Annotated in this window: 16 protein-coding genes and 2 pseudogenes; 10 read left to right on the top strand and 8 right to left on the bottom strand. The window is 71.5% G+C overall.

What is annotated here, in order from left to right; all coding sequences use genetic code 11:
• From ABZ656_RS30705 to ABZ656_RS30695, 3 genes are all read left to right on the top strand, one after another.
• Nucleotides 1-653, top strand: a 653-nt coding sequence (locus ABZ656_RS30705; protein ID WP_360271946.1) for a VWA domain-containing protein, incomplete at its 5' end; no start/stop codon positions are given.
• 33 nt (nucleotides 654-686) lie between these two features.
• Entirely contained in the window at nucleotides 687-1,847 is a 1,161-nt protein-coding gene (locus ABZ656_RS30700) for an XdhC family protein (RefSeq protein ID WP_101402594.1), read from the top strand.
• A complete protein-coding gene (locus ABZ656_RS30695; protein ID WP_360271943.1) occupies nucleotides 1,831-2,478 on the top strand; it encodes an SRPBCC family protein in 648 nt (215 codons plus the stop codon). Before ABZ656_RS30700 ends, ABZ656_RS30695 begins: the two co-directional genes overlap by 17 nt.
• 5 nt (nucleotides 2,479-2,483) lie before the next feature.
• Here ABZ656_RS30695 and ABZ656_RS30690 read toward each other — a convergent pair whose 3' ends face one another.
• The 4 genes from ABZ656_RS30690 to ABZ656_RS30675 form a co-directional block, all read right to left on the bottom strand.
• Nucleotides 2,484-2,984 carry a metallophosphoesterase gene (locus ABZ656_RS30690; RefSeq protein ID WP_360271940.1) on the bottom strand — a complete coding sequence of 167 codons (501 nt, stop codon included), beginning with the start codon at nucleotides 2,982-2,984 and terminating at the stop codon, nucleotides 2,484-2,486.
• Between the two features lie 73 nt (nucleotides 2,985-3,057).
• Nucleotides 3,058-4,200, bottom strand: coding sequence for an acyltransferase (locus ABZ656_RS30685; protein ID WP_360271937.1), 1,143 nt, complete (start codon nucleotides 4,198-4,200; stop codon nucleotides 3,058-3,060).
• 105 nt (nucleotides 4,201-4,305) lie between these two features.
• Nucleotides 4,306-5,826: a HEAT repeat domain-containing protein gene (locus tag ABZ656_RS30680; protein ID WP_360271934.1), complete on the bottom strand. Its 1,521-nt coding sequence runs from the start codon at nucleotides 5,824-5,826 to the stop codon at nucleotides 4,306-4,308.
• A gap of 69 nt (nucleotides 5,827-5,895) precedes the next feature.
• On the bottom strand, nucleotides 5,896-8,343 hold the full coding sequence (locus ABZ656_RS30675; RefSeq protein ID WP_101402590.1) for a SpoIIE family protein phosphatase: 2,448 nt from the start codon (nucleotides 8,341-8,343) through the stop codon (nucleotides 5,896-5,898).
• Between the two features lie 178 nt (nucleotides 8,344-8,521).
• Between ABZ656_RS30675 and ABZ656_RS30670 the strand changes: the two genes are divergently transcribed.
• Nucleotides 8,522-10,681: a SpoIIE family protein phosphatase gene (locus tag ABZ656_RS30670; protein ID WP_360271930.1), complete on the top strand. Its 2,160-nt coding sequence runs from the start codon at nucleotides 8,522-8,524 to the stop codon at nucleotides 10,679-10,681.
• Nucleotides 10,682-10,830: 149 nt separating this feature from the next.
• On the opposite strand, the gene ABZ656_RS30665 is transcribed toward ABZ656_RS30670, so the two are convergent.
• Nucleotides 10,831-12,120, bottom strand: coding sequence for a S1 family peptidase (locus tag ABZ656_RS30665; RefSeq protein ID WP_360271927.1), 1,290 nt, complete (start codon nucleotides 12,118-12,120; stop codon nucleotides 10,831-10,833).
• A 730-nt stretch (nucleotides 12,121-12,850) separates the two neighbouring features.
• Here ABZ656_RS30665 and ABZ656_RS30660 point away from each other — a divergent pair.
• From ABZ656_RS30660 to ABZ656_RS30645, 4 genes are all read left to right on the top strand, one after another.
• On the top strand, nucleotides 12,851-13,066 hold the full coding sequence (locus ABZ656_RS30660) for a hypothetical protein (RefSeq protein ID WP_054236564.1): 216 nt from the start codon (nucleotides 12,851-12,853) through the stop codon (nucleotides 13,064-13,066).
• A 92-nt stretch (nucleotides 13,067-13,158) separates the two neighbouring features.
• Nucleotides 13,159-13,968 carry an HlyD family efflux transporter periplasmic adaptor subunit gene (locus tag ABZ656_RS30655; RefSeq protein ID WP_360271923.1) on the top strand — a complete coding sequence of 270 codons (810 nt, stop codon included), beginning with the start codon at nucleotides 13,159-13,161 and terminating at the stop codon, nucleotides 13,966-13,968.
• Entirely contained in the window at nucleotides 13,965-16,187 is a 2,223-nt protein-coding gene (locus ABZ656_RS30650) for an NHLP family bacteriocin export ABC transporter peptidase/permease/ATPase subunit (protein ID WP_101402587.1), read from the top strand. The genes ABZ656_RS30655 and ABZ656_RS30650 overlap by 4 nt, the downstream gene beginning before the upstream one ends.
• A 1-nt stretch (nucleotide 16,188) precedes the next feature.
• Entirely contained in the window at nucleotides 16,189-19,014 is a 2,826-nt protein-coding gene (locus ABZ656_RS30645; RefSeq protein ID WP_101402586.1) for an NHLP bacteriocin export ABC transporter permease/ATPase subunit, read from the top strand.
• A gap of 18 nt (nucleotides 19,015-19,032) precedes the next feature.
• On the opposite strand, the gene ABZ656_RS30640 is transcribed toward ABZ656_RS30645, so the two are convergent.
• The gene (locus tag ABZ656_RS30640; protein WP_360271918.1) at nucleotides 19,033-19,569 is read right to left on the bottom strand and encodes an SRPBCC family protein; all 537 of its coding nucleotides are present in this window, start codon (nucleotides 19,567-19,569) and stop codon (nucleotides 19,033-19,035) included.
• Nucleotides 19,570-19,574: 5 nt separating this feature from the next.
• Nucleotides 19,575-19,928: a metalloregulator ArsR/SmtB family transcription factor gene (locus ABZ656_RS30635; RefSeq protein WP_101402584.1), complete on the bottom strand. Its 354-nt coding sequence runs from the start codon at nucleotides 19,926-19,928 to the stop codon at nucleotides 19,575-19,577.
• Between the two features lie 240 nt (nucleotides 19,929-20,168).
• Here ABZ656_RS30635 and ABZ656_RS30630 point away from each other — a divergent pair, with 240 nt between their 5' ends.
• Nucleotides 20,169-21,668 carry an MFS transporter gene (locus tag ABZ656_RS30630; RefSeq protein WP_360271914.1) on the top strand — a complete coding sequence of 500 codons (1,500 nt, stop codon included), beginning with the start codon at nucleotides 20,169-20,171 and terminating at the stop codon, nucleotides 21,666-21,668.
• Nucleotides 21,669-21,790: 122 nt separating this feature from the next.
• Here ABZ656_RS30630 and ABZ656_RS30625 read toward each other — a convergent pair.
• Nucleotides 21,791-22,315: pseudogene (locus ABZ656_RS30625) on the bottom strand (phosphatase PAP2 family protein); the annotation flags it as partial.
• Between the two features lie 143 nt (nucleotides 22,316-22,458).
• Here ABZ656_RS30625 and ABZ656_RS30620 point away from each other — a divergent pair.
• Nucleotides 22,459-22,731 (top strand): annotated as a pseudogene (locus tag ABZ656_RS30620) (STAS domain-containing protein); the annotation flags it as partial.
• Between the last annotated feature and the right edge of the window lie 42 nt (nucleotides 22,732-22,773).

The raw sequence follows: 22,773 nt of genomic DNA, 5'->3' as shown, positions 1-22,773 counted from the left end.
TAGGGCATCTGTGGTGTCGTCGAGGTGGACGACGTGACGGCCGTGGGGGCGGCGGGGAGCCGGCGCGGCTGCGGCACCGGGCGCGAGCGGACCGGCCGCGCCGGGTGGTGCTGCTGGTGGACGTGAGCGGCTCGATGGGGCCGTACGCGGACGCGCTGCTGCGGTTCGCGCACGCGGCCCTGCACGGCCCACGCACCGTCGGGGCCGCGCGGGGCACCCGCACGGAGGTCTTCACGATCGGTACCCGGCTGACCCGGGTGACCCGTGAACTGGCGCACCGCGATCCCGACACGGCCATGGCCGCGCTCGCGGCGGCGGTGCCGGACTGGCGTGGCGGCACCCGGCTGGGTGAGATGCTGCGCGGCTTCCTGGACCGGTGGGGGCGGCGTGGCATGGCGCGCGGCGCGGTGGTCGTCCTGCTGTCCGACGGGTGGGAGCGTGGCGATCCGGCCCTGCTCGCGGAGCAGATGCGCCGCCTGCACCGGCTCGCGCACCGGGTGATCTGGGCGAATCCGCGCAAGGCCCGACCCGGTTACGCGCCCCTGGCCGGCGGGATGGCCGCGGCGCTGCCGAGCGTGGACGCGTTCGTCGAGGGACACAGTCCGGCCGCGCTGGAACGGCTGGCGGCGGTGGTGAGAGGAGCGGACTCTTGAGTGGAACGCACCCTGCGGTGAGCGGAGCGAGCGATGCGTGAGATCCTCCCGGCGCTGGACCGGTGGTACGCGGCGGGCTCCCCCTTCGGCCTCGCCACGGTGGTCGCGGTCAGCCGCAGCACGCCCCGGGACCCGGGAGCCGCCATGGCCGTGGGGCCCGGCGACGAGGTCGTGGGCAGCGTGTCCGGCGGCTGCGTCGAAGGGGCGGTCTTCGAGCTGGCCCAGGAGGTGGTGGTTTCCGGCGAGGCCCGCCTGGAGACCTTCGGGTACAGCGACGAGGACGCGTTCGCCGTGGGGCTCACCTGCGGCGGCGAGATCACCCTGCTCATCCGCCGGGTGACGCCCGCCGAGGACCCCTCCTTCGCCGCGGTGGCCGACTCGGTGGCCGCCGGCCGGCCCGTGACGGTGGCGACGGTGATCGAGGGACCGGCACCGCTCGGGGCCACGCTCGCGGTGTGGCCGGACGAGGTGGCCGGTTCGCTGGGCTCCACCGGTCTGGACGTGGCCGTCACCGCCGACGCCCGCGGTGAGCTGGCCCAGGGCGCCACGATCCGGCGGCACTACGGTCCGCACGGCGAGCGCCGCGAGGACGCCGTGACCGTCTTCCTCCATTCCTTCGCACCGCCGCCGCGCATGCTGGTCTTCGGCGCGATCGACTACGCGGCGGCGGTGGCCCGGATCGGGGACTTCCTCGGCTACCGGGTCACGGTGTGCGACGCCCGCCCGGTCTTCGCCACCGCGAAACGGTTCCCGGCGGGTGTGGAGGTCGTCGTTGACTGGCCGCACCGCTATCTGCGGGATACCAGGACCGACGCGCGCACGGTGATCTGCGTCCTGACCCACGACCCGAAGTTCGACGTGCCCCTGCTGGAGGAGGCACTGCGCCGCCCGGCCGCGTACATCGGGGCGATGGGCAGCCGTCGTACCCACGACGACCGCAGGAAACGGCTGATCGACGCCGGTCTGTCGGAGGGCGAGCTGTCCCGGCTGCGCTCGCCGGTCGGGCTCGACCTCGGGGCCCGTACACCGGAGGAGGTGGCCGTGTCCGTCGCCGCGGAGATCGTCGCACTGCGGTGGGGCGGCAGTGGGGCGCCGCTGACGGCGACGGGCGGGGCGATCCATCCCGGTCCCGTCGCTACGCCTGCCGGACCCGTCGATACCCCTGGAGGAGAGCAGCATGGAACTTCATCATGAGTTCACCGTCCCCGTTCCCGTCGACGACGCCTGGCGGGCGCTCCTCGACGTCGAACGGATCGCCCCGTGCATGCCGGGCGCGACGGTGGACGACTACGACGGGAAGACCGTGACCGGTTCGGTGAAGGTCAAGGTGGGACCCATCACGGTGACGTACCGGGGCACCGCCGTCTTCGAGGAACAGGACGAGTCCGCGCACCGGATGGTACTGATCGCGAACGGCAAGGAGACCCGCGGCCAGGGCACGGCACGGGCCACGGTCACGGGCACGCTCGCCGAACGCGACGGCGGCACGGCGGTGTCGGTGCGGACCGATCTGACCGTCACGGGGCGTCCGGCGCAGTTCGGTCGCGGCGTCATGGCGGAGGTGGGCGACAAGCTGGTCGGGCAGTTCGCGGAGTGTCTGGCGCGGCGCCTCGAAGAACCGACCGAACGGACCGAGCCCCCGGAGCCGGTCGAACCATTCCAATCGGCGCAGCCGGTCCAACCGGTGCAGCCGGTCCAACCGGCCGAGCCGATCGACCTGTTGCGGACCGCCGGGCCTCCGGTCGCCAAGCGCGTGGCGGTCGCGGTGGCCACCGTCGTACTGGCGCTGGTCTTCGTGCGCATACGACGGCACCGGCACGCCTGAGTGCCTCAGTCGGGGTCGACGCGGTGCAGGGTCACGTCGGTCAGCTGTCCGTCGGTCACGATCGCGGTCATGTACGTGTGGTGCGGCTGGCGGCGGCGGTCGGTCGGGGAACCCGGGTTGAGCAGGCGCAGGCCCGTCCCGGTGGTGGTGTCCCAGGGGATGTGGCTGTGCCCGAAGACCAGGACGTCGAGGTCGGGGTAGCGCTCGGCGCAGCGCCGCTCGCGGCCCTGGGCGGCACCGGTCTCGTGGACGACGCCGAGGCGCAGACCGTCGAGGTCGACGCGGGCGACCTCGGGGAGGCGGGCGCGCAGGGCGGGGCCGTCGTTGTTGCCGTACACCCCGACGAGCCTGCGCGCCCGCTCCTCCAGCAGATCGAGGGTGGCGGTGTCCACCCAGTCGCCCGCGTGGACGACGACGTCGGCGTGCGGGAGTTCGGCCATCAGCCGCGGCGGCAGTGCCTTGGCCCGCTGGGGCAGGTGGGTGTCGGACATCAGGAGCAGACGCACGGCACCCACCCTAGGAGCGCGGTCGTGTCACCGCGAGGAGTGCGGTCGTGCCGGCGGGAGGAGTGCGGTCGTGTCAGCGCGCGGCGGCCGAGAACATGGACTTCCATGATCGGTTCCGTTTGAAAGGCAACTCGAACACCTTGGCGAACAGCCACGCTCCCAGCACCGAGGCGGGCAGTGCCACTGCCAGCGTGAACCAGAACGCGGGGAGACCGGGCGATACGAAATGTGGGGCCATCTTTCGGCAGACGATCATGACGATCGGCAGGTGAACCAGGTAGAGGCTGTAGGAGAAGTCGCCGAGGCCGCGCATGAGGCGCGTGGCCAGGAGCCGCATGAGGAAGGCGGGCCTGCCGGTGGCAACCGCCGCGATCATCATGGTCATGGCGGGCGCCACGGCGAGATCGATCCAGAAATAGTGGTCCACCGTCCACACCGACCCCTTGATGACGACAAGGGCCACGACCGGCAGGACGGCCGGAGCGGCGAGCCAGTGCCACGGCAGACGCCGGAACTTCTCCGGCGCGACGACGATCCCCGCGCCCACCAGTCCTGCGACGAACACAGGGGCGAGGTTCGGGGTCAGCCAGTTCACGCCTTCCACCGGGGACGCGTTCGGCGCCAGCAGGCCGCGGGCGACGACCAGGAGCGTCACGCCCGCGACCAGGACGACCGCGCCCAGCCGCCGTCGGACGAGAAGGAGGAGCGGAAAGACGAGATAGAGCTCCGCCTCCACGCCGATCGACCAGAAGGCCCCGTTCGGCGTGGGAGCCGTGAACATGTCCTGGACCACGAAGCCGTACACCAGAACCGATGTGCCGGTCGGAGGTCCGAAGTGCGAGGCGGGCACCACGAACCAGGCGACCACCAGGCTCAACGCGAGTGCCGCCCAGTAGGGAGGCAGGATGCGCCACGCGCGCCGCCGCAGGAACCGAGAAACGCCGCCCAGTTGCCAACCGTTGCGCGCCGGCGAGATGGCCAGGGAGAAACCGGACAGCACCAGGAAGAAGACCACGGCGAGACGCCCGTACATCAGCCAGCCCAGCCAGGCGGGACCCGAGTTCTCGGGAAAGCCAGGCATGGTCAGAAGCCGGCAGTGAAAGAGCAACACGTACAGCGCGGCCAGACCGCGGAGCCCGTCAAGGCCCAGCACCTGGTCGCGGCCACGCGTTTCGGGCCGCTCCAGTGGTGGAGAGACGGTGAGTGGGGTTCCCATACTCTTTCTCACGTGTCGTCCCCGGCCGATGTTCAACTACCGTCCGATCACCGGCCTGTACGCCCCGGAATCGATGAGCTGGAGCAGCCGACCGGGCCGGGCCGCTCAGGTCAGCGTATCGGCGGAGGACCCGGCCGGGTCTACGAGAGTCCGCGCCAGCCGCCGTATCTCCGCCACGTCCAACGCCGGGTTCGCGGCTGCCGGATGAGCCAGTTCCTCGTCGTCGAGGAGTTCCGTCAGCCGGGGCCGCGGGAGGTTCGGGTGGCGGCCCGCCGCGGCCCGTACGGCGGGGTCCGGGTCCCTGGTGAGGCGTTCCACGACGGCCGGCACGGTCTCGGGGTCGCGCGCGGCCAGGACTCTGACCTCGGGGTCCTCGTGGTCGGCGAAGGCGGCCAGTTGGGCGGTCGGAAAGTTCGGCCGGGTGGCGAGGTGTGAGCGCTCGGGACCGGTGTACTCCAGGAAACTGCGCAGCAGCAGGGCCGCGGGGGCGTCGGGATGGTTCTGGGCGAGCGTGACGCGTACGCCGAGGTCTTCGTCGTCGGCCAGGCGTGCCACGAGGTCCGGCGGGAGCGAGTGGACCCCGGCCGCCCTCCTGCGCAGCACCGGGTGGGCGGACAGGGCGTCCCGGCGGACGCTCTCGGGGTCCCGTGGCACCGACGGTGCGGGCCGGTGGCGGAAACCGCAGTCCATGGGCACCTCGTAGTCGATCGCGGCCCGCTCCGCCTCGCTCAGCGCCGGGTGCACGGACACCGCGAGCCGCACCTTGGGGTCGGGGTCCACGGCGAGCGCACGGCGTTCGGCGGGTCCGAGGTCGGCGCGGTACGCGATGTGCTCCCGTACGTCCGGATCCGGATCGGAGGCCAGGAGGGCCACCACATCGGCGGGGAGGCTGGGGTTGCAGGCGATCATCACCCGCTCGTTCTCCCCGGCCGGAGTGGTCAGGACGCTGTCCACGACGGCTCTGGTGAGGGGCCGGTTGCACAGTATGCCGGTGCGGGCATGGCAGGGCTTGGCGGGCAGTGCGCTCTCCACCCAGGCCGGATCCTCGTTGCGTGTACGCAGCAACGCCCCGTCCCGGACGCCCACGTCGGGGTCCGCCAGCAGCGCGGCCCGCGCGTCGGCGGGCAGCCACTCCCACGCGCCGACCCCCCAGCGGCGGACCTTCGCGTCCTGGTGCGTGTGCATGGTCCGGAGCAGTTCGTCGGAGATCTGCCGGTAGAAGGAACCGGAGAGTTCGTCGTTCCCGTACGTCCTGATCATGTGGACGAGGGCCTCGTCGGGCAGTGGCTCGGGCCGGACCTGGAAAGGCATCCGGGGCCCATCGGCGAGGTGGGCGCGGACGAACCACTCCGGATCGTCGATCAGTCGTACCCGCTGGGCCGGATCGACGTGAGGATTGCGGGCGAAGAAGCTGCGGGTGTAGGTGTCGGGGTGCTCGATCACCGCGTCCACGACGGCGTCGGGCAGGACCCGGTCCCGGCACAGCACCATCCGTACCGCCGCCGGACCGTCGGCGAGAAGCCGCAGCAGGACGTCCTGCGGCGTGGACGGGTTGAGCGCCAGCCCGGCCAGCCGCCGCGCGGGCAGGTCTGCTTCCTCCCATATCCGCTCAGGCGTCTTCACCATGCGCAGTGACCCCCCGTGTGCAGACCGGCCCCCACCCCCAGGAGCACCTGGTGCCCGACCCTATCCCCCTCAGTCCAGCGGGATTTCGCTCCACACCTGTTTGCCGCCGCTGACCGGCACGGTGCCCCAGACGGCCGACATGGCCTCGACGAGCAGGATGCCTCGGCCTCCGGTGGCCTCCCAGCCGATGCTGGTGGGCTTGATGGGCGAACGGGGTGAGGTGTCGGCGACGGAGATCCGCAGGCGGTGGTTGATGAGGGTGATGTCGAGTCTGACCTGCCCGTCAGTGTGTACGAGGGCGTTGGTGACGAGTTCGGAGACGACAAGGAGCGCGCCGTCCATCCTGTCGTCGGGCACGCCCCAGGCGCGCAGGGTGCGCCGGGTGAAGCGGCGGGCGTGCCGGACCGCCTCCGGGACGCGCCACACCGTCCAGCTCTCCCGCAGCGGGCGGGTCTCCAGACCGTCGTAGCGCATCAGGAGGAGGGCCACGTCGTCGCTGCGGTTGGCGCCCGTGAGCAGTCCGTCGGCCACCACTCCGAGGTGGGCGGGGTCGGACGCGGTCAGTTCGCCGGCCAGCCGGTTCAGCCCGTCCTCGATGTCGACCTCGGCGGACTCGACGAGACCGTCCGTGGTCAGGGCCAGGACCGTGCCGAGCTGGAGTCGCAGCGGGCTCATCGGGAAGTCGGCCTGGGTGACGACGCCCAGTGGTGGTCCGCCCTCGGACATGGTGACCTCCGTTGTGCCGTCCGGGTGGCGCAGCACGGGCGGGTGGTGCCCGGCGCGTACGCACCAGGCGGTGCCCTCCTCCAGGTCCACATCGACGTAGCAGCAGGTGACGAAGAGGTCGGTCTCCAGGTCCATGAGGAGTCGGTTGGCGTGCTGCACGACGACGTCCGGGGGGTGGCCCTCGACGGCGTACGCGCGCAGGGCCGTGCGCATCTGGCCCATCAGGGTGGCCGCCTGGGCGTTGTGGCCCTGGACGTCGCCGATGACGAGGGCGACGTGGTTGTCGGGCAGCGGGATGACGTCGTACCAGTCGCCGCCGACCTCCAGGCCCGCCGTGGTGGGCAGATAGCGGGCGACGGCGACCGCGCCGGGGATCCGGGGCAGGCGCCGCGGCAGCAGGGAGCGCTGGAGCATGCCGACCAGCTCGTGCTCGGCGTCGAAGGCGCGGGCGCGTGTCAGGGCCTGGCCCGCGAGGCCCGCGGACGCGGTGAGCAGCGCGCGCTCGTCGGGGCCGAACTCGTGCGGGTCGTCCCAGCCGATCAGACAGGCACCCGCCATCCGGCCGCCCGCGGGCAGCGGCAGGATGGCGAGACCGCCGGGACCGACGTCGGCGAGCGCCGGTTCCAGGGGTGCTCCGGCGGGCCAGACGGCTGGGCGCCCCTCGATGAGGGCCGCCTCCAGCGTGGGCATGGCGCGTACCGGCGCGTCGGGCCATTCCGAGCGCCATTCGGAGCGCCACACCTCGGGCCAGGCGTCCGGTTCGGGAGGGTCGAGGAGGGTGACGACGAGACGGTCGCCCTCGAGTTCGGCGAGGGCGATCCGGTCGGCCCGCAGGGGGCCCCGCAGCGCGGCCACCACGGCTCGGCCGACGTCACGGACGGTGCCCGCGGTGGCGAGGGCCGCGGCGAGCCGCTGGACGCGGGCCACGTCGCTGACACCGGAGCGCAGCTTGGAGGCGTCGGCGACGGTTCCCACGAGGTGTGCCGGACGCCCCTCTCCGCCGGGCACGAGACGGCCGCGCAGCCGCAGCCACTTCGGCTCTCCGGAGGGCTGGAGGATGCGGAACTCCAGCTCGCGGTCGCCGATGGACATGTGGTCCGCCTCCACCACGGACATCAGCGTGGGCAGGTCCTCGGGGACGGTCATCGACAGCAGGCTCTCGACCTTGCCGTCGAACTCGGCCGGGTCGAGGCCGAACAGCTCCAGCATCTCGGCGTCGACCTCGAGGTGTCCGGTGTCCATGGCGAGGTCGAACGAGCTGGTGGGCCGGGCGGCGGTGGCGCGCGGTGAGCCGGGCGGTGAGCCGGGCGCGGGGCAGACGGCGGCCTCGGCGATCAGGCCGAGGCACTCCCGGTCCTCCTCGTCGAAGCCGCCCGGGCGCTCGCCGGCCGCCACGAGGCAGCCGCCGTCCGGCAGCGGCAGGAGGGCCAGCCAGAAGTCCTGGGACGGCAGCCTGCGGGCGTCGGCGCAGCGGGCGATCTCCGCCGGACCGAGCCACAGCGGTCGGCCCGAGCGGTACGCCTCCACCGCCGGGGAGCCGCCGGTGAGGGCATAGCTGTCGCGCAGGCCGTAGAGCGTCCTGGGGACGCCTGCCGACTCGGACAGGTACAACTCGTCGCCGCTCTCGGTGGGCGAGTACACCGCGACGACGGACGCGCCCGCGAAGACGAGTGCCTGTTCGAGAACGCGGCGCTGTCGCTCGCGCGGGTCCAGGTCCGGGGTGGGCGTCTTGAGGGCAAGTTCGGCACGCAGCGTCCTCTTTCCGCGTTCCGCAGCGCCCTCACTGACCACGTCCGCAATTACAGCGCTTCCGGGGCGCTCGCGCAGCCCCTGTGACCGTTCCGGGGCCGTCGGGCCTGCGGCGGAGCCGGAAGCGGCACTCTGTGCCGCGCGTGGCGCTCGCCGTGCGGGAAGGGCCGTCACGAGGGAGCCTTGATCCCTGAGTCCCGTCGCACGGCCCTGCGAGGAGGTGGTCGGCGTGTCCGACTGGCAGGGGTCCGAGCAGGCGCCGGCGGGTCGGCCGATGCCGGTCGGACGGCCGCTGCTGTCGCTGACACTGGCCTCGATGATGGAGGAGGCCCACGCCCACTCCGGGGCGGTGTACCTGCTGACGCCGGGTGAATCCGTGCTGGAGATGGCGGTCATGGCGGGCATGCCCAGGTCGTTCGCGGCGCCGTGGGAGCGGGTGGGGCTCAATGCGCCGATCCCGGTCGCCGTGGCGGTGCGCGAGCGGCGGCTGGTATGGGTCGGCGGTGAGGAGGAGATGGCCCGCCGCTTCCCGCGGATCGCCATGGTCCTGCCGTACCCCTTCGCGCTGGCCGCCCTCCCCGTGGCGACCGCGGGCACCGTGTACGGCGCCGTTTTCGTCACCTGGCCCGGCTCGCATCCGCCGGACCTCTCCGACCGGGAACGCGACCATCTCACCGCGTCCTGCGCCCGGCTCGCGCTGCGTCTGGAGCGGGCGACGGCGGAGCGGCGTCCGGTCCATCCCGAGCCGGATCTGCTGGGGTCGTCCGCGGCTCCGGCCACCGGCGTGCTCGGCACGGTGGAGGCGGCGCGGATGGTGGCGCGGTTGCCGTACGGGATGTGCGCGCTGGATCTGAACGGCCGGATCAGCTTCGCCAACGCCGCGACGGCCGACATGCTCGGTGTCCCGGTCAGCGGGCTGCTGGGCACCCAGCTGTGGGCGTCGGTGCCCTGGCTCAACGACCCCGTTTACGAGGATCGTTACCGGGCCGCGCTGATCAGCCAGCACGTGACGTCGTTCGTGGCGCTGCGGCCGCCCGGCGACTGGCTGTCGTTCCGGCTCTATCCGAGTACGACCGGACTGAGCGTGCGCATCTCCCGGGCCCGGTCGGTGGCCGAGATGGGGCGCGTCGAATCGCGGTACGGGGACGACAACACCACCCCGCGCCTGGTGACCATCTCCCAGGTGCTGAGCCTGGCCGGCGCGCTCACCCAGGCGGCAGGCGTCGACGATGTGGTGCAGCTGGTGGCGGACGAGATCGCGCCGGCCGTCGGCAGCAAGGCCCTGGCCGTCCTCGGCTCGCGATCCGGCCGGATGCACGTGCTCGGCCACCGGGGTTACGCGGACCCGCACATCTTGGAACGCTGGCACGGGGTGCCGCTGAGCGCGCAGACCCCGGGCACCCAGGCCCTGAAGACCGGGTTGCCGGCGTTCTTCGACTCCCGTCAGCAGCTGGAGCGCCTCTACCCGGACCGCTGCGCGACACCCGACGGCATGGAGGCGTGGGCGTATCTGCCGCTGATCGCGTCCGGACGGCCGGTGGGCACCTGCGTCCTCGGGTACGCGGAACCGCACACCTTCCCGGCGGACGAGCGTGCCGTGCTGACCAGCCTCTGCGGTCTGATCGCGCAGGCTCTGGAGCGGGCCATGCTCTACGACGCCAAGCTGCAGTTGGCGCACGGTCTGCAGGCCGCGCTGTTGCCTCACTCGTTGCCTTCACTGCCCTCGATGGAGGCGGCCGCGCGTTATCTCCCGGCCACCCAGGGGATGGAGATCGGCGGGGACTTCTACGACCTGGTGCCCTCGGACGGTCTGGCCGCCGCGGTCATCGGTGACGTGCAGGGGCACAACGTGACGGCGGCGGCCCTGATGGGACAGATCCGCACGGCCGTACGGGCGTACACGACCGTCGGTCAGCCGCCGGAGGAGGTCATGCGCAGCACCAACCGGCTGCTGATCGACCTGGGGGCCGAGCTGTTCGCGAGCTGTCTCTATCTGCGTCTCGACCCGGCGCGCGAGGTGGCCGTCATGTCGCGCGCGGGTCATCCGCCCCCGCTGCTGCTGCGGCCGGACGGGCGGGTGCGGGTGCTCGATCTGGCCGGTGGGCCACTGCTGGGGATCGACGCGGCCGCCACATATCCGACGACCGAGGTGCCGCTCGTCCCCGGTTCGGTCCTCGCCCTGTACACCGACGGTCTGATCGAGTCGCCCGGCGTGGACATCGAGGACGCCCTGGCCGACCTCGGTCGGAAACTCGCCGAGGGCGGTGACCTGTCGCTGAACGCGCTGGCCGACAGTCTCGTCGAGCAGAGCGGGGCGGTGACGCAGGAGCGGCTCGACGATGTGGCGCTGCTTCTGCTGCGGGCGCGTCCGCACGACTGAGCGGTACCGGAACCCCGCGAGGTCCGGCCCTCTCATGAGCGGCGGGGAGAACGCGGTGGGGTCCGGCCCTCCCGCCGGAGGGCCGGACCCTTCCACTGCCGACCGGGCCGTGGTGGCGCGGCCGGGTCAGTGGCTCGTGGTCACCGGTGTCACGGGGTGCTGGTCACCAGGCCGGAGCCGGCGTCCATACCGGTGCTGGACTGGTCGCTGCCGGTCCCGGACTGGTCGCCCGCCGCCGGGTCCGTGGCCGCGGGGTCGGTCGCCGCGGCGCTCGCGTCGCCGGCACCCGCGGCGCCACCCGCGCCGAGCGTCGCGCCCGTCGCCTGGAGGGCGGCGGTCACGGGCTGGAAGAAGGTCTCGCCGCCGGCGGTGCAGTCGCCGCTGCCGCCGGAGGTCAGGCCGATCGCGCTGCCGTCCGCGGTGAACAGGGAGCCGCCGCTGTCGCCCGCCTCGGCGCAGACGTCGGTCTGTATGAGACCGGTGACGGTGTCGACACCGCCGGGAACGGTTTCACTCTGGAAGTTGACGGTGGCGTCGAGACCGGTGACCGAGCCGTCGTGCAGACCGGTGGTGCTGCCCATCCGGAGAACCTGCTGACCGACCGTGGCGTCCGCCGCCTGGGTGATCTGGACGGTCTTGCCGTTGCCTTCGTTCACCTCGCTCGCCGTCTGGGTGGCGGGGTCGTCGTACTTCACGAGGGAGAAGTCGCCTGCACCGGGGAAGGTGGCCTGGTCGACGGTCGCGATCGGCTGCCCGTTCTGCGAGTCCGACCACTGCTTGGCCGCGACACCGCAGTGCCCGGCGGTCAGGAAGGCGGGGGCGCCGTCGCTCGCTGTGACGTTGAAGCCGAGGGAACAACGGACGCCGCCGGCGTCCGTCTGGGCGAAGATCGCGTCACCGCCCGACACGAACGTCTTGAACGAACCGGCGGACTTCTTGACCGTGGCCACGCCGGAGCCGAGCGAGTCGACGGTCGACGTCAGCTTGGTCCACTTCGCACCCGTGACTGTGCTGTCGGCGGTGACCTGGACCTGGTTCGTCTTGGGGTCGATCGACCAGGCGGTGCCGGGGATGGTCGCGTCGGACTTCAGTGTCTTGGCAGCCGTCTTAAGCGTGGACAGGCTGTTGTTGACGCTGCGGGGAACAGCGCCGGCCTTCTCGACGGTGTTGACGACATTGCTGTTGTTGCCGACGACATTGATGATGACCTGCTGCTTCGAGGCGTCCCAGTACGCGCCGCCGAAGGCGTCACCGAGCTGGGAGGCGATGAGCGAGGCCAGGTTCGAGGCGTCCGCGGACTTCAGCGTCTTGGGAGCGGCGTCCTTCGCGTCGGTCTGCGAGGCGTTGGCGTGGGGCAGCAGCAGGGCCGCCGCTCCGAGCGCCGCGACGCCTCCGACAGCGATGGCGGCCTTGCGCTTGGGAATCCTTTTGTGACTCAACTCTTTGACCTCCTGGGGACGGGGTCGAGGCCACCGTCCGGCGGCTGACTAGGGGGCGCCTGGATGCCTGTTGATACGCGTGAGCCGCGCGGGCTGTTCAACTGTGTTTAAAAAAGAGCTGAGTTGGCTCGGCCAAACGCCTGAAATACGAGCAATCGGGCCCTTACACCGAGTGAGCACAGAGCAGTGCCGCGCGAGCACCGCCCGCGCACCGCCGGGCCGAGCACGGGGCACCGACCGGACTGGATCGACACTTTCCGCTACCGACCGGTAACGGTCCGTCCTTCGGCCGGAACGGAATCCCGGCTTCAGGGAATCTGCACATCGAATACGCAGGCGCGTCACGGCGGACAGCGGATCTGCACACTCGCGCGCCCCCCTCCGCGCCATTGCGGTGGGACTGTCCCTTTCGAGAGCGGGGCGACAAGCGCGGGGACGGAACAATGCCGTGCAGCATGTGAAGAACTGACTGCCGAGACGTGCGCACACCTGCACGGTTGAGCCCCGGCCGTGCTCAAGTTCGCAGGTGAGAGCCCCGGTTGATTGGATGCGCGCGCCACGAGCGTGCTTTGATCCGTTGCACCGCGGAGGTCGCAGCCAGGCATCCGGGAACGGGCGCCGCACAGCGCCCGGAATCGGGTGCCGCACCCCCGCGGTGGCGGCCGTCATCTGTCCCCAGAGGGGGGCCGCTCTCCCCCTTATGAATATCCATACGAAGGGAAGTTCCCTCATGAACTCCACCCCCCAGGTTGCCACCGCCGAGATCTCGGACGCCGACCTCGACAACGTCTCCGGCGGCCTGTCGCTGAACGCCGTTGGCACCGTGACCGGCCTGGTCGACGGTGTTGCCCCGGTCTCCGGCCTGGTGAACACGGTCGTCGGCACCGTCGAGGGTGTCACCGGTCTGAACACCGCCCCGGTCACGGGCCTGGTCGCCGGTCTCTGATCGCGTTTCAGTGCCGTTGAGTCCCGGAACCACTCCCCGGTTCCGGGACTTCTCGGATGCCGTAAACCTCTCGAACAGGTGAGGGAAGTCCCGTGCAGTTCCGCCAACAGGCCCTCGCCAAGCTGCAGTCGCCCGAAGAGCTCGACCTTCCGGTGCGCTTCGCCCGCCCCCAGGGCTGGCTCGCCCTGTCCGTGACGGTGGTCGTCATGGCGGCGGCGTCCGTCTGGGCCGTGACGGGCACGGTGGCGTCCACCGTGAGCGCGCCCGCCGTCCTCACCCACGGCGAGGGCAGTTACATCCTGCAGAGCCCCGTCGCGGGACAGGTCACCGAGGTCGTCGCCCAGGAGGGCGAACGGCTGCCCGCGAACGCGCCCGTGCTCAAGGTCCGTACGGCCCAGGGCGGTACGACCGTCGTCCGCACGGTCGCCGCCGGCCGCGTCACCGCGCTCGCCGCCACCATCGGCGCGATCATTTCGACCGGTGCGAACGTCGCAGCCGTGGAGAAGGTCGCCCACACCGACGATCCGCTCTACGCGACGGTGTACGTCCCCGCCGAGAGCGCCGCCACCATCCCCGCGAACGCCGCGGTCGACCTCACCGTCCAGTCGGTGCCGACCCAGCAGTACGGGGTGCTGCGCGGCCATGTGAAGGCGGTCGGCCGGAGCGTGCAGACCCCCCAGCAGATCTCCTCCTTCCTCGGCGACAGCCAACTCGGCGAACAGTTCACCAAGAAGGGCAGGCCGGTGGCCGTCCTGGTCCGCCTCGACCACTCCGCCGCGACGAAGAGCGGTCTGAAGTGGTCCTCGGCGGACGGGCCGCCGTTCGCGCTCACCTCCATGACCCTGGCCACGGGTTCGATCCGCCTGGCCGATCAGCGCCCCGTCGATTGGCTCCTGCCGTGACCACCGCACCAGACACCCGGAGCAGACGCCGCACCGCGCCGCCCAAGCGCACGGTCCCCAAGGCGAAGGGGAAGACGGTCCGTACCCCCACCGTCCTCCAGATGGAGGCCGTGGAGTGCGGCGCCGCCTCCCTCTCGATGGTGCTCGGCCACTACGGCCGGCACATCCCCCTCGAAGAGCTGCGCATCGCGTGCGGTGTCTCCCGGGACGGCTCGCGCGCCAGCAACCTGCTGAAGGCGGCGCGCAGTTACGGCCTCACGGCCAAGGGCATGCAGATGGACATGGCCGCGCTCGCCGAGGTGAAGGCGCCCGCGATCCTGTTCTGGGAGTTCAACCACTACGTCGTCTACGACGGCATGGGCCGCCGTTTCGGACGGCGCGGCGTGCACATCAACGACCCCGGCAAGGGCCGCCGTTTCGTGCCGATGGAGGACTTCGACACCAGCTTCACGGGTGTGGTGCTGGTCATGGAGCCGGGGCCCGACTTCCGCAAGGGCGGCCGCAAGCCGGGCGTCCTGGGTGCCATGCCGGCCCGGCTGCGCGGCACCTCGGGCACGATGCCCGCGGCCGTGCTGGCGAGCCTGCTGCTGGTCGCGGTCGGGGCGGCGGTGCCCGCGCTGAGCCGGACGTACATCGACACGTATCTGATCGGCGGCCGGACCTCGCTGCTGGGCGTGCTGTTCACGTCGATGGGCGCCTGTGTGGCGCTGACCGTCGTACTGACCTGGCTGCAACAGGCGAACCTGCTGCACGGCCGGATCATCTCCTCCACCCTCTCCAGCGCCCGCTTCCTGCGCCATCTGCTGCGGCTGCCCGTCACCTTCTTCTCCCAGCGCAGCCCGGCCGACCTGGTGCAGCGGCTCCAGTCGAACGACGCGGTGGCCGAGACCCTGGCCCGCGACCTCGCGGCAGCCGGCGTGGACGCGATCGTGGTCGTCCTGTACGCGGTGCTCCTCTACACCTACGACCCGCAGCTCACTGCCGTGGGCATCGGTGTCGCGCTGCTCAACGTGGTCGCGATGCGCGTGGTGATCCGGCTGCGCGCGACCCGCACGGCGAAGCTGCGCGCCGACAACGCGCGCCTCACCAACACCGCCTACACCGGCCTCCAGTTGATCGAGACGATGAAGGCGACCGGCGGGGAGGACGGCTACTTCCGCAAGTGGGCAGGCCAGCACGCGACCACCCTGGAGGAGCAGCAACGCCTCGGGGTGCCGAGCGCCTGGCTGGGCGTGGTCGCACCGACACTCGCGACGCTCAACTCCGCGCTGATCCTGTGGATCGGCGGTCTGCGGGCGGTCGAGGGGCACATCTCCGTCGGTCTGCTCGTCGCCTTCCAGGCCCTGGTCACCCGCTTCACCGCGCCCCTCACCCGGCTCAACGGCGTCGCGGGCCGTATTCAGGACTTCGCCGCCGACGTGGCCCGGCTCAAGGACGTCGAGAACTTCCAGACCGACCCGCTCTACGCGCGCTCCGGCAGCGGCGAGTCCACCCGCCGGCTCCAGGGCCATGTCGAGCTGGAGAACATCACGTTCGGCTACAGCCCGCTCGACAAACCCCTGCTCACCGGCTTCTCACTGACGGTCGGCCCGGGCCAGCAGGTGGCCCTGGTCGGCGGCTCGGGCAGCGGCAAGTCCACGGTCTCCAGGCTCATTTCGGGCTTGTACGCCCCGTGGGAGGGCACGATCCGCATCGACGGACAGCGACTGGAGGACATCCCGCGCGGCGCGCTCGCCGCCTCCGTCTCCTTCGTCGACCAGGACGTGTTCCTCTTCGAGGGGACGGTCCGTGACAACGTGGCCCTGTGGGATCCGTCCATCCCCGACGAGGCCGTGGTCGCGGCGCTGGAGGACGCGGCGCTGTACGACGTCGTCACGCGCCGCCCCGGTGGCATCCACAGCCGGGTCGAGCAGGACGGCCGCAACTTCTCCGGTGGCCAGCGTCAACGCCTGGAGATCGCAAGGGCGCTGGTGCGCCGGCCCAGCATCCTGGTCCTCGACGAGGTGACCAGCGCGCTGGACGCCGAGACCGAGCAGACCGTCATCGACAACCTGCGCAAGCGCGGCTGCGCCTGTGTGGTGATCGCGCACCGGCTCAGCACCGTGCGCGACAGCGACGAGATCGTGGTGCTCCAGCACGGCACGATCGTGGAACGCGGGCGGCACGACGCCCTGGTGGCGGCCGGCGGTCCGTACGCCGAGCTGGTCAAGGAGCGATGAGATGACCACGGTTCACGAGGGCGCACGCGAAGGAGACCTCGTCCTCGGCGCGCTCGGCGGCATGGGTACGCCGGTCGACTGCACCGGTCTCGGCCGCCTCGATCTGGAAGGACCGCAGGTCCTCTGGCTGGTGGCGGCGGGCGCCATGGACCTGTTCGCGGTGGACGCCGTCGAGCAGGGCCACTGGCACCACCTCGGCCGCCTCGAAGCGGGCTCCCTGCTGCTCGGCCCGGTCGCCGGCCCGCAACACACCCTCGTGGGGCGGCCGTTGCGGGACTGTGTGGTGCGCCGGATCGTGCTGCGCGAGCTGTACCAGCCCGTGGACACCCAGACCTGGTCCTACGACGAGTACGGCAATCCCCAGTACGTGCCGCCGACGTCGAGCCCGCTGGAGTACGCCCTCGCCCTCGGCGTCGGCCGCAGCCTCTCCATTCTCTTCCAGGCGCCCATGGCCACGGAGAACGCCGCCGCGCTCACCGACGACGACGTCTTCTGGATGCAGGTGCCGCCCGGGAGTGTCCAGTACGGCTCGCTGTACGGCGCCGAGGCGGCGGCCGATCTGCTGATGGACTCCGGTGTCTGGCAGGGCATGGTCGACCAGCAGTACCGGCTGCTGTCCACCCTCGACCGCTGGATCGAGCAGCTGGAGGCCAGCCACGAGGACCGTACGGCGGCGGGCATCAAGGCGGGCGAGGCCGTCCGCGCCCAGGCCGACCGGACCCTGCTGGCGTCGATCGGCAAGCAGTCGAAGCGCCCGACGACGGCGGACGCGGATGCCACGTACGCGGCCTGCAAGCTGGTCGCCCACGCGTCCGGGATCACGCTCGCCGAGCCCGCGCAGAGCGGCACGGAGAGCGACCGGCTCGACCCGGTGGAGCGGATCGCGCTCGCCTCGCGCGTCCGCACCCGTGCCGTACGCCTCGACGGGCGCTGGTGGCGCGACAACATCGGCCCGCTGGTGGGCCACCGTGCCGTGTCGGGCTCCCCGGTCGCGCTGCTGTGGCGGCACGGCGGATACGTGGCCGTACAGCCGTCGTCGGGCCGGGAGACCCCGGTCGAGAAGGCCAACGCGCCGGAGTTCGAGCCACGGGCCGTGATGTTCTACCGTCCACTGCCCGAGCGGAAGATGAGCCCGCTGCGGCTGCTGCGCTTCTGTCTGCAGGGCACGGGTGGCGATCTGCGCAACCTCGCGATCAGCGGTCTCGTCACCGTCGCGATCGGCGCGCTGGTGCCGATCGCCACCGGCAAGGTGCTCGGCGAGTACGTGCCCAAGGCCCAGCACGGTCTGATCGTGCAGGTCTGTCTGGCCATCATGGTCACCAGCATCGTGTCGGCGGCGTTCATGCTGCTGCAGAACCTCACGCTGCTGCGTATGGAGGGGCGGATCGAGGCGACGCTCCAACCTGCCGTGTGGGACCGGCTGCTGAGGCTGCCGACGAAGTTCTTCACGTCCCGCTCGACGGGTGAGCTGGCCAGCGCCGCCATGGGCATCAGCGCGATCCGCCGCCTCCTCGCGGGTGTGGGGCCGACGCTCGCGCAGGCGGGCACGGTCGGCGCGATGAACCTGGGGTTGCTCCTTTGGTACAGCGTGCCCATGGCGCTGGCCGCGATCGGCATGCTCGTCGTCATCGCGGCCGCGTTCCTCGGGCTCGGTCTGTGGCAGGTGCGCTGGCAGCGCCGCCTGGTCGTGCTCAGCAACAAGCTGAACAACCAGGCGTTCCAGACCCTGCGCGGCCTTCCCAAGCTGCGGGTCGCGGCGGCCGAGAACTACGCGTACGCCGCCTGGGCGGGCGAGTTCGCGCGCAGCCGTGAGCTCCAGCAGAAGGTCGGCCGCATCAAGAACCTCACGACGGTGATGGGCGCGGTGTATCTGCCGCTGTGCTCGCTGCTGATGTTCATGCTGCTCGCGGGTCCGGCGCGCGGCTCGCTGTCCGCCGCCGACTTCCTGACCTTCAACACGTCGATGACGATGCTGCTGACCTCGGTCACCCAGGTGACCGGCGCGTTCGTGTCGGCGGCGGCCGCGCTGCCGATGTTCGAGGAGATCAAGCCGGTGCTCGACGCCACGCCGGAGGTGCGGGTCGCGAGCACCCGCCCCGGTGTGCTGTCCGGCGCGATCGAGGCCCGGCGGCTGTCCTTCCGCTACGCCGACGACGGCCCGCTCGTCCTGGACGACGTGTCGTTCGACATCAAGCCCGGCGAGTTCGTGGCGATCGTCGGCCCCAGCGGCTGCGGAAAGTCCACGCTGCTGCGGCTGCTGATCGGCTTCGACAAGCCGGTCTCGGGCAGTGTGCTCTACGACGGCCAGGATCTGGGGGCGCTCGACCAGTCCGCCGTACGCCGTCAGTGCGGTGTGGTGCTCCAGCACGCGCAACCGTTCACCGGCTCGATCCTGGACTGCATCTGCGGCACCGAGCCGTACACGCCCGAAGAGGCGATGGCGGCGGCCGAGATGGCGGGCCTGGCCGAGGACATCAGGCGGATGCCGATGGGGCTGCACACCATCGTCTCCGGCAGCGGGGCGATCTCCGGCGGCCAGCGCCAGCGCCTGATGATCGCCCAGGCGCTGATCCGCCGGCCGCGCATCCTCTTCTTCGACGAGGCGACCAGCGCGCTCGACAACGAGACCCAGCGCACGGTCATCGAGAGCACCCGGGCGCTCAACGCCACGCGGATCGTGATCGCGCACCGGCTGTCCACGGTGATGGACGCGGACCGCGTCATCGTGATGGAGGGCGGCCGGGTCGCCCAGCAGGGCCCGCCCGCGCACCTGCTCGCGGACACGGGCGGACGACTGCACGAGCTGGTGCGACGGCAGCTGGCCTGAAGCCGCCCACGGGGGGCGTCAGTCCATTCCCGGCACCGGGGCGCCGGACGGGATCCCGGCCTCGACATATCGGGCGTAGATCTCCTTCCAGGGCGCGGTGGCCCCGGCGTGCGGGCCCTCGAAGCGTTCGTCGCGGGCCTTCGCGTCCAGGGCGGCGAGGCACACGTCCCAGCCGGCGCCGTTGCGGGCGGCGGTGTTCTCGGCCGCGAGGACGTGGGTGAGGGTGAAGTGGGTGCGCTTCTCGTCCAGGGCGTCGAGGTCGAAGCGGAGCTCGTCGCCGCCCCAGTCGAAGGAGAGGTGCCGGGGCGGGTCGACGGCGAGGACCCGGCCCGTGGACCCGGGCATGTTCGGGTCGCCGCTGAACCTGATCGTGCCGCCGGGGCGCAGCTCGATCTCCGCCCGGGACGGGAACCACCCGACCAGTTCGTCCGGGTCGGTCACGAACCGCCAGACGCGGCCGACGGGGTGGTCGTAAGTGCGGCTGAAGCGGACGGCGGGGCGGCCGTCGTCGAGGGTGAGGTAGGTGCCGGTGAGCGCGGTGGGTTCGGCGGACATGTGGCTCAGTCCTTAGGGGTGGGGGCTTCCGGGGTGTCCGACGGCTCCTCCGCCGTCCTGTCCAGGCGGCGGCCGAGGGCGTCCAGGCTCTCGTTCCACAGCTTCCGGTACGGGGTCAGCCAGGCGTCGAGTGCGGCGATCGGGGCCGGGTCGAGGGCGTAGACACGGCGTTGCGCGTCCTGTCGTACGCGCACCAGGCCCGCGTCCCGGAGCACCCGCAGATGCTTCGACGTGCTCGGCTGGCTCAGACCGCACGCCTCCACGATCTCTCCGACCGGCCGCGGGCGCTCAAGGAGCAGCGCGACGATCGCACGACGGTGGGGGTCGGCGAGAGCGGTCCAGAGGGTCGCGTCGGACATGGCTCCAATATGCCTTGGTGGTTATATTCCCGTCAAGGCATATGCACTGCGTCGCCGCGAAGCCATGAAGCCACGCCACGAAGGCGACCGGCCCCGGCGACCACTGTGACGCCCACCTCACCCGCCACCCCCCAGCGAAACGTTGCCGTTTCGCCGGCGGTGTTCTAATCTCGACGTGTACGAAACAGTTTCGTTTACGTTCCTGTGCCCCGTGAGCGACTTCCCTGGAGTGCCTCTCCCATGTCCCAGACCCTGACCGAAGGTGCCCGCAAGGGCGCCGTGGACGGCTCGTCCACTCCGTCGTCGAAGCGGTGGTGGATCCTCGCGATCATCGGCATCGCGCAGCTGATGGTGGTCCTCGACGCCACCATCGTGAACATCGCCCTTCCCTCCGCGCAGGCGGACCTCGGCTTCTCTGACGGCAACCGGCAGTGGATCGTCACGGCGTACTCGCTGGCCTTCGCCTCCTTGCTGCTGCTCGGCGGACGCATCGCCGACCTCTTCGGACGCAAGCCCGCCTTCCTCATCGGCATCGCCGGATTCGCCGGAGCCTCGGTGCTCGGCGGCGCCTCCACCAGCTTCGGGATGCTGGTCACCGCGCGCGCCCTGCAGGGTGTCTTCGGTGCGCTGCTCGCGCCCGCCGCGCTCTCGCTGCTGAACACGACGTTCACCGACGCCAAGGAACGCGCCAAGGCGTTCAGCGTCTACGGGGCGATCGCCGGCGCCGGTGGCGCGGTGGGCCTCCTGCTCGGCGGTGTGCTGACCGACGCATTCGACTGGCGCTGGACGCTGTTCGTCAACCTGGTCTTCGCGGTCGTCGCCTTCGCCGGTGGCTGGGTGCTTCTGAGCAGTCACCGTGACGCGGCGAACTCCAAGCTCGACCTGCCGGGCACGCTGCTGGTCTCCTCCGGTCTCTTCGCCCTCGTCTACGGCTTCTCCAACGCCGAGACACACGACTGGAGTTCGCCCCAGACCTGGGGCTTCCTCATCGCCGGTGGCCTCCTGCTGAGCGCGTTCGGCTGGTGGCAGACGCGCGCCGAGCACCCGCTGCTGCCGATGCGTGTGCTGCTCGACCGCAACCGTGCCGCGTCCTTCGTCACCGTCCTGATCACCGGCGCGGGCATGTTCGGTGTCTTCCTCTTCCTCACCTACTACCTGCAGCTGAACCTGGGCTTCAGCCCCACCAAGACAGGTGTGGCGTTCCTGCCGATGATGGCGGCCCTGATGGTCATGGCCCAGGTCTCCACCACCATCCTGGTGCCGCGGATCGGACCGAAGGTCGTCATCCCGGCGGGCTTCGCGATCGCGGTGGGCGGCATGGCCTGGCTGACCGGCATCGGAGTCGCCTCCGGCTTCTCGACCGCCGTACTGCCGCAGCTGCTGCTGATCGGCGCGGGCCTCGGCATCGTGATGCCGCCCGCCATGTCACTGGCCACCAGCGGGATCGCGGCGGAGGACGCGGGTGTCGCCTCCGCGACGGTCAACACCATGCAGCAGGTGGGCGGTTCGATCGGTACGGCGCTGCTGAACACGCTGGCCGCGAGCGCCGCGACGAGCTATCTCGCCGGCAAGGACGCGACCAGCAAGCTGGTCCAGGCCCAGGCGACGATCGAGAGCTACACCACCGCCTTCTGGTGGTCGGCGGGCTTCTTCGCCGCGGGCGCGGTGATCGCCTTCCTGCTCTACCGCCGCGGAACCCTGGAGGCGGACCCGGACGCCGTGCGGGCCGTCCACATGTAAGCCCCGTGTGATCACCCCCAGACCGAGGGGCCGCCGTCTGCAGGGAGACGGCGGCCCCTCCCACGTCTGCTGCGGCGGGCGGGCGCGGGCGCCGAGGGGCGTTCGCGCGCCGGGAGCGCGGGGCGCGGCGGCCACCAGCGGCAGGTGAGCGCGGCGGCTGCGACACCGATCGCCGTCCCGGCCAGCACGTCTGCGGGGTAATGCGCTCCGACGTACACCCGCGAGAAGGCGACGGCGGCAGCGAAGGGCGCGACCAGGGCGCCGTATCCGGTCGACTCCAGGGCTACTCCGGTGGCGAACGCCGCGGCCGAGGCGGAGTGGCCGGAGGGGAAGGAGGTGGTGTGGGGCTGACGCTTCAGGTGCCGGATCGACGGCACGTGCTCCAGCAGCGGACGGGGCCGCCGGGTGCTCCACTTCACGACCGTGTTGACGGTCAGCGAGGCGATCGCGAGCGACCCCACGCCCCGCAGGGCCGCACGGCGGGGAGCCCGGCCCCCGACGAGCGCGAGGCCGGCCGCCGTGCCGAGCCACAGCCGTCCGTGATCGGCGGAGCGGCTGAGCCGTCGTAGCGCCGGATCCGCGCCGGGGAACCGTGCCGCGGCCACCCGCGTGAACAGCCGTCGGTCCCACTCGCCGAGAACACTCATGCCCCACGGGTACGGCACACGCGCCGCCTCGGCACCCCCAGTCAATACGCCGCCCCCAATATTCACCCGTTCGAGTGAATGTGAGAGTGTCCGTGGCGACCTGAGGATGTTTCCGGCCAGGCCGGGGTAGCTAGCGAGACCACATGACCCTCGCAGATTCAGGGCTTCCCTCGGCCAACCCTCACGCCCACAGTTATCCGCGCGGTCCGTTCACCGTGGTCGAGGTGGCGGGAGAGATCGACATCGCGACGGCGGACGCGCTGGCCGAGCATCTGTCGGCCGCGACGGCCCGGGCCGAGCCGGACGTGCTGGTCGATCTGCGCCGGGTCGCCTTCTTCGACTGCTCGGGCCTGCGCGTACTGTGCCGCGCCGAGACGAGGGCGCGGGAGCGCGGCGGGCGGCTCCGCGTCGTCTGCGACGGGCCCCGCGTCCACCGCCTCCTGCGCGCCGCGCGCCTG

This window comes from Streptomyces sp. NPDC007095 (assembly GCF_040634475.1).
Classification (GTDB): Bacteria; Actinomycetota; Actinomycetes; order Streptomycetales; family Streptomycetaceae; genus Streptomyces.
The sequence above is the reverse complement of the archived record's forward strand: the minus strand, read 5'-3'. Positions and strand labels throughout refer to the sequence as shown.

Excerpts from the sequence above, each read along its gene's own strand:
- ABZ656_RS30700 (WP_101402594.1), top strand. The coding sequence starts at position 687 with ATGCGTGAGATCCTCCCGGCGCTGGACCGGTGGTACGCGGCGGGCTCC.
- ABZ656_RS30645 (WP_101402586.1), top strand. The coding sequence starts at position 16,189 with ATGACCACGGTTCACGAGGGCGCACGCGAAGGAGACCTCGTCCTCGGC.
- ABZ656_RS30685 (WP_360271937.1), bottom strand. The coding sequence starts at position 4,200 with ATGGGAACCCCACTCACCGTCTCTCCACCACTGGAGCGGCCCGAAACG.
- ABZ656_RS30630 (WP_360271914.1), top strand. The coding sequence starts at position 20,169 with ATGTCCCAGACCCTGACCGAAGGTGCCCGCAAGGGCGCCGTGGACGGC.
- ABZ656_RS30695 (WP_360271943.1), top strand. The coding sequence starts at position 1,831 with ATGGAACTTCATCATGAGTTCACCGTCCCCGTTCCCGTCGACGACGCC.
- ABZ656_RS30635 (WP_101402584.1), bottom strand. The coding sequence starts at position 19,928 with ATGTCCGACGCGACCCTCTGGACCGCTCTCGCCGACCCCCACCGTCGT.
- ABZ656_RS30640 (WP_360271918.1), bottom strand. The coding sequence starts at position 19,569 with ATGTCCGCCGAACCCACCGCGCTCACCGGCACCTACCTCACCCTCGAC.
- ABZ656_RS30660 (WP_054236564.1), top strand. The coding sequence starts at position 12,851 with ATGAACTCCACCCCCCAGGTTGCCACCGCCGAGATCTCGGACGCCGAC.
- ABZ656_RS30680 (WP_360271934.1), bottom strand. The coding sequence starts at position 5,826 with ATGGTGAAGACGCCTGAGCGGATATGGGAGGAAGCAGACCTGCCCGCG.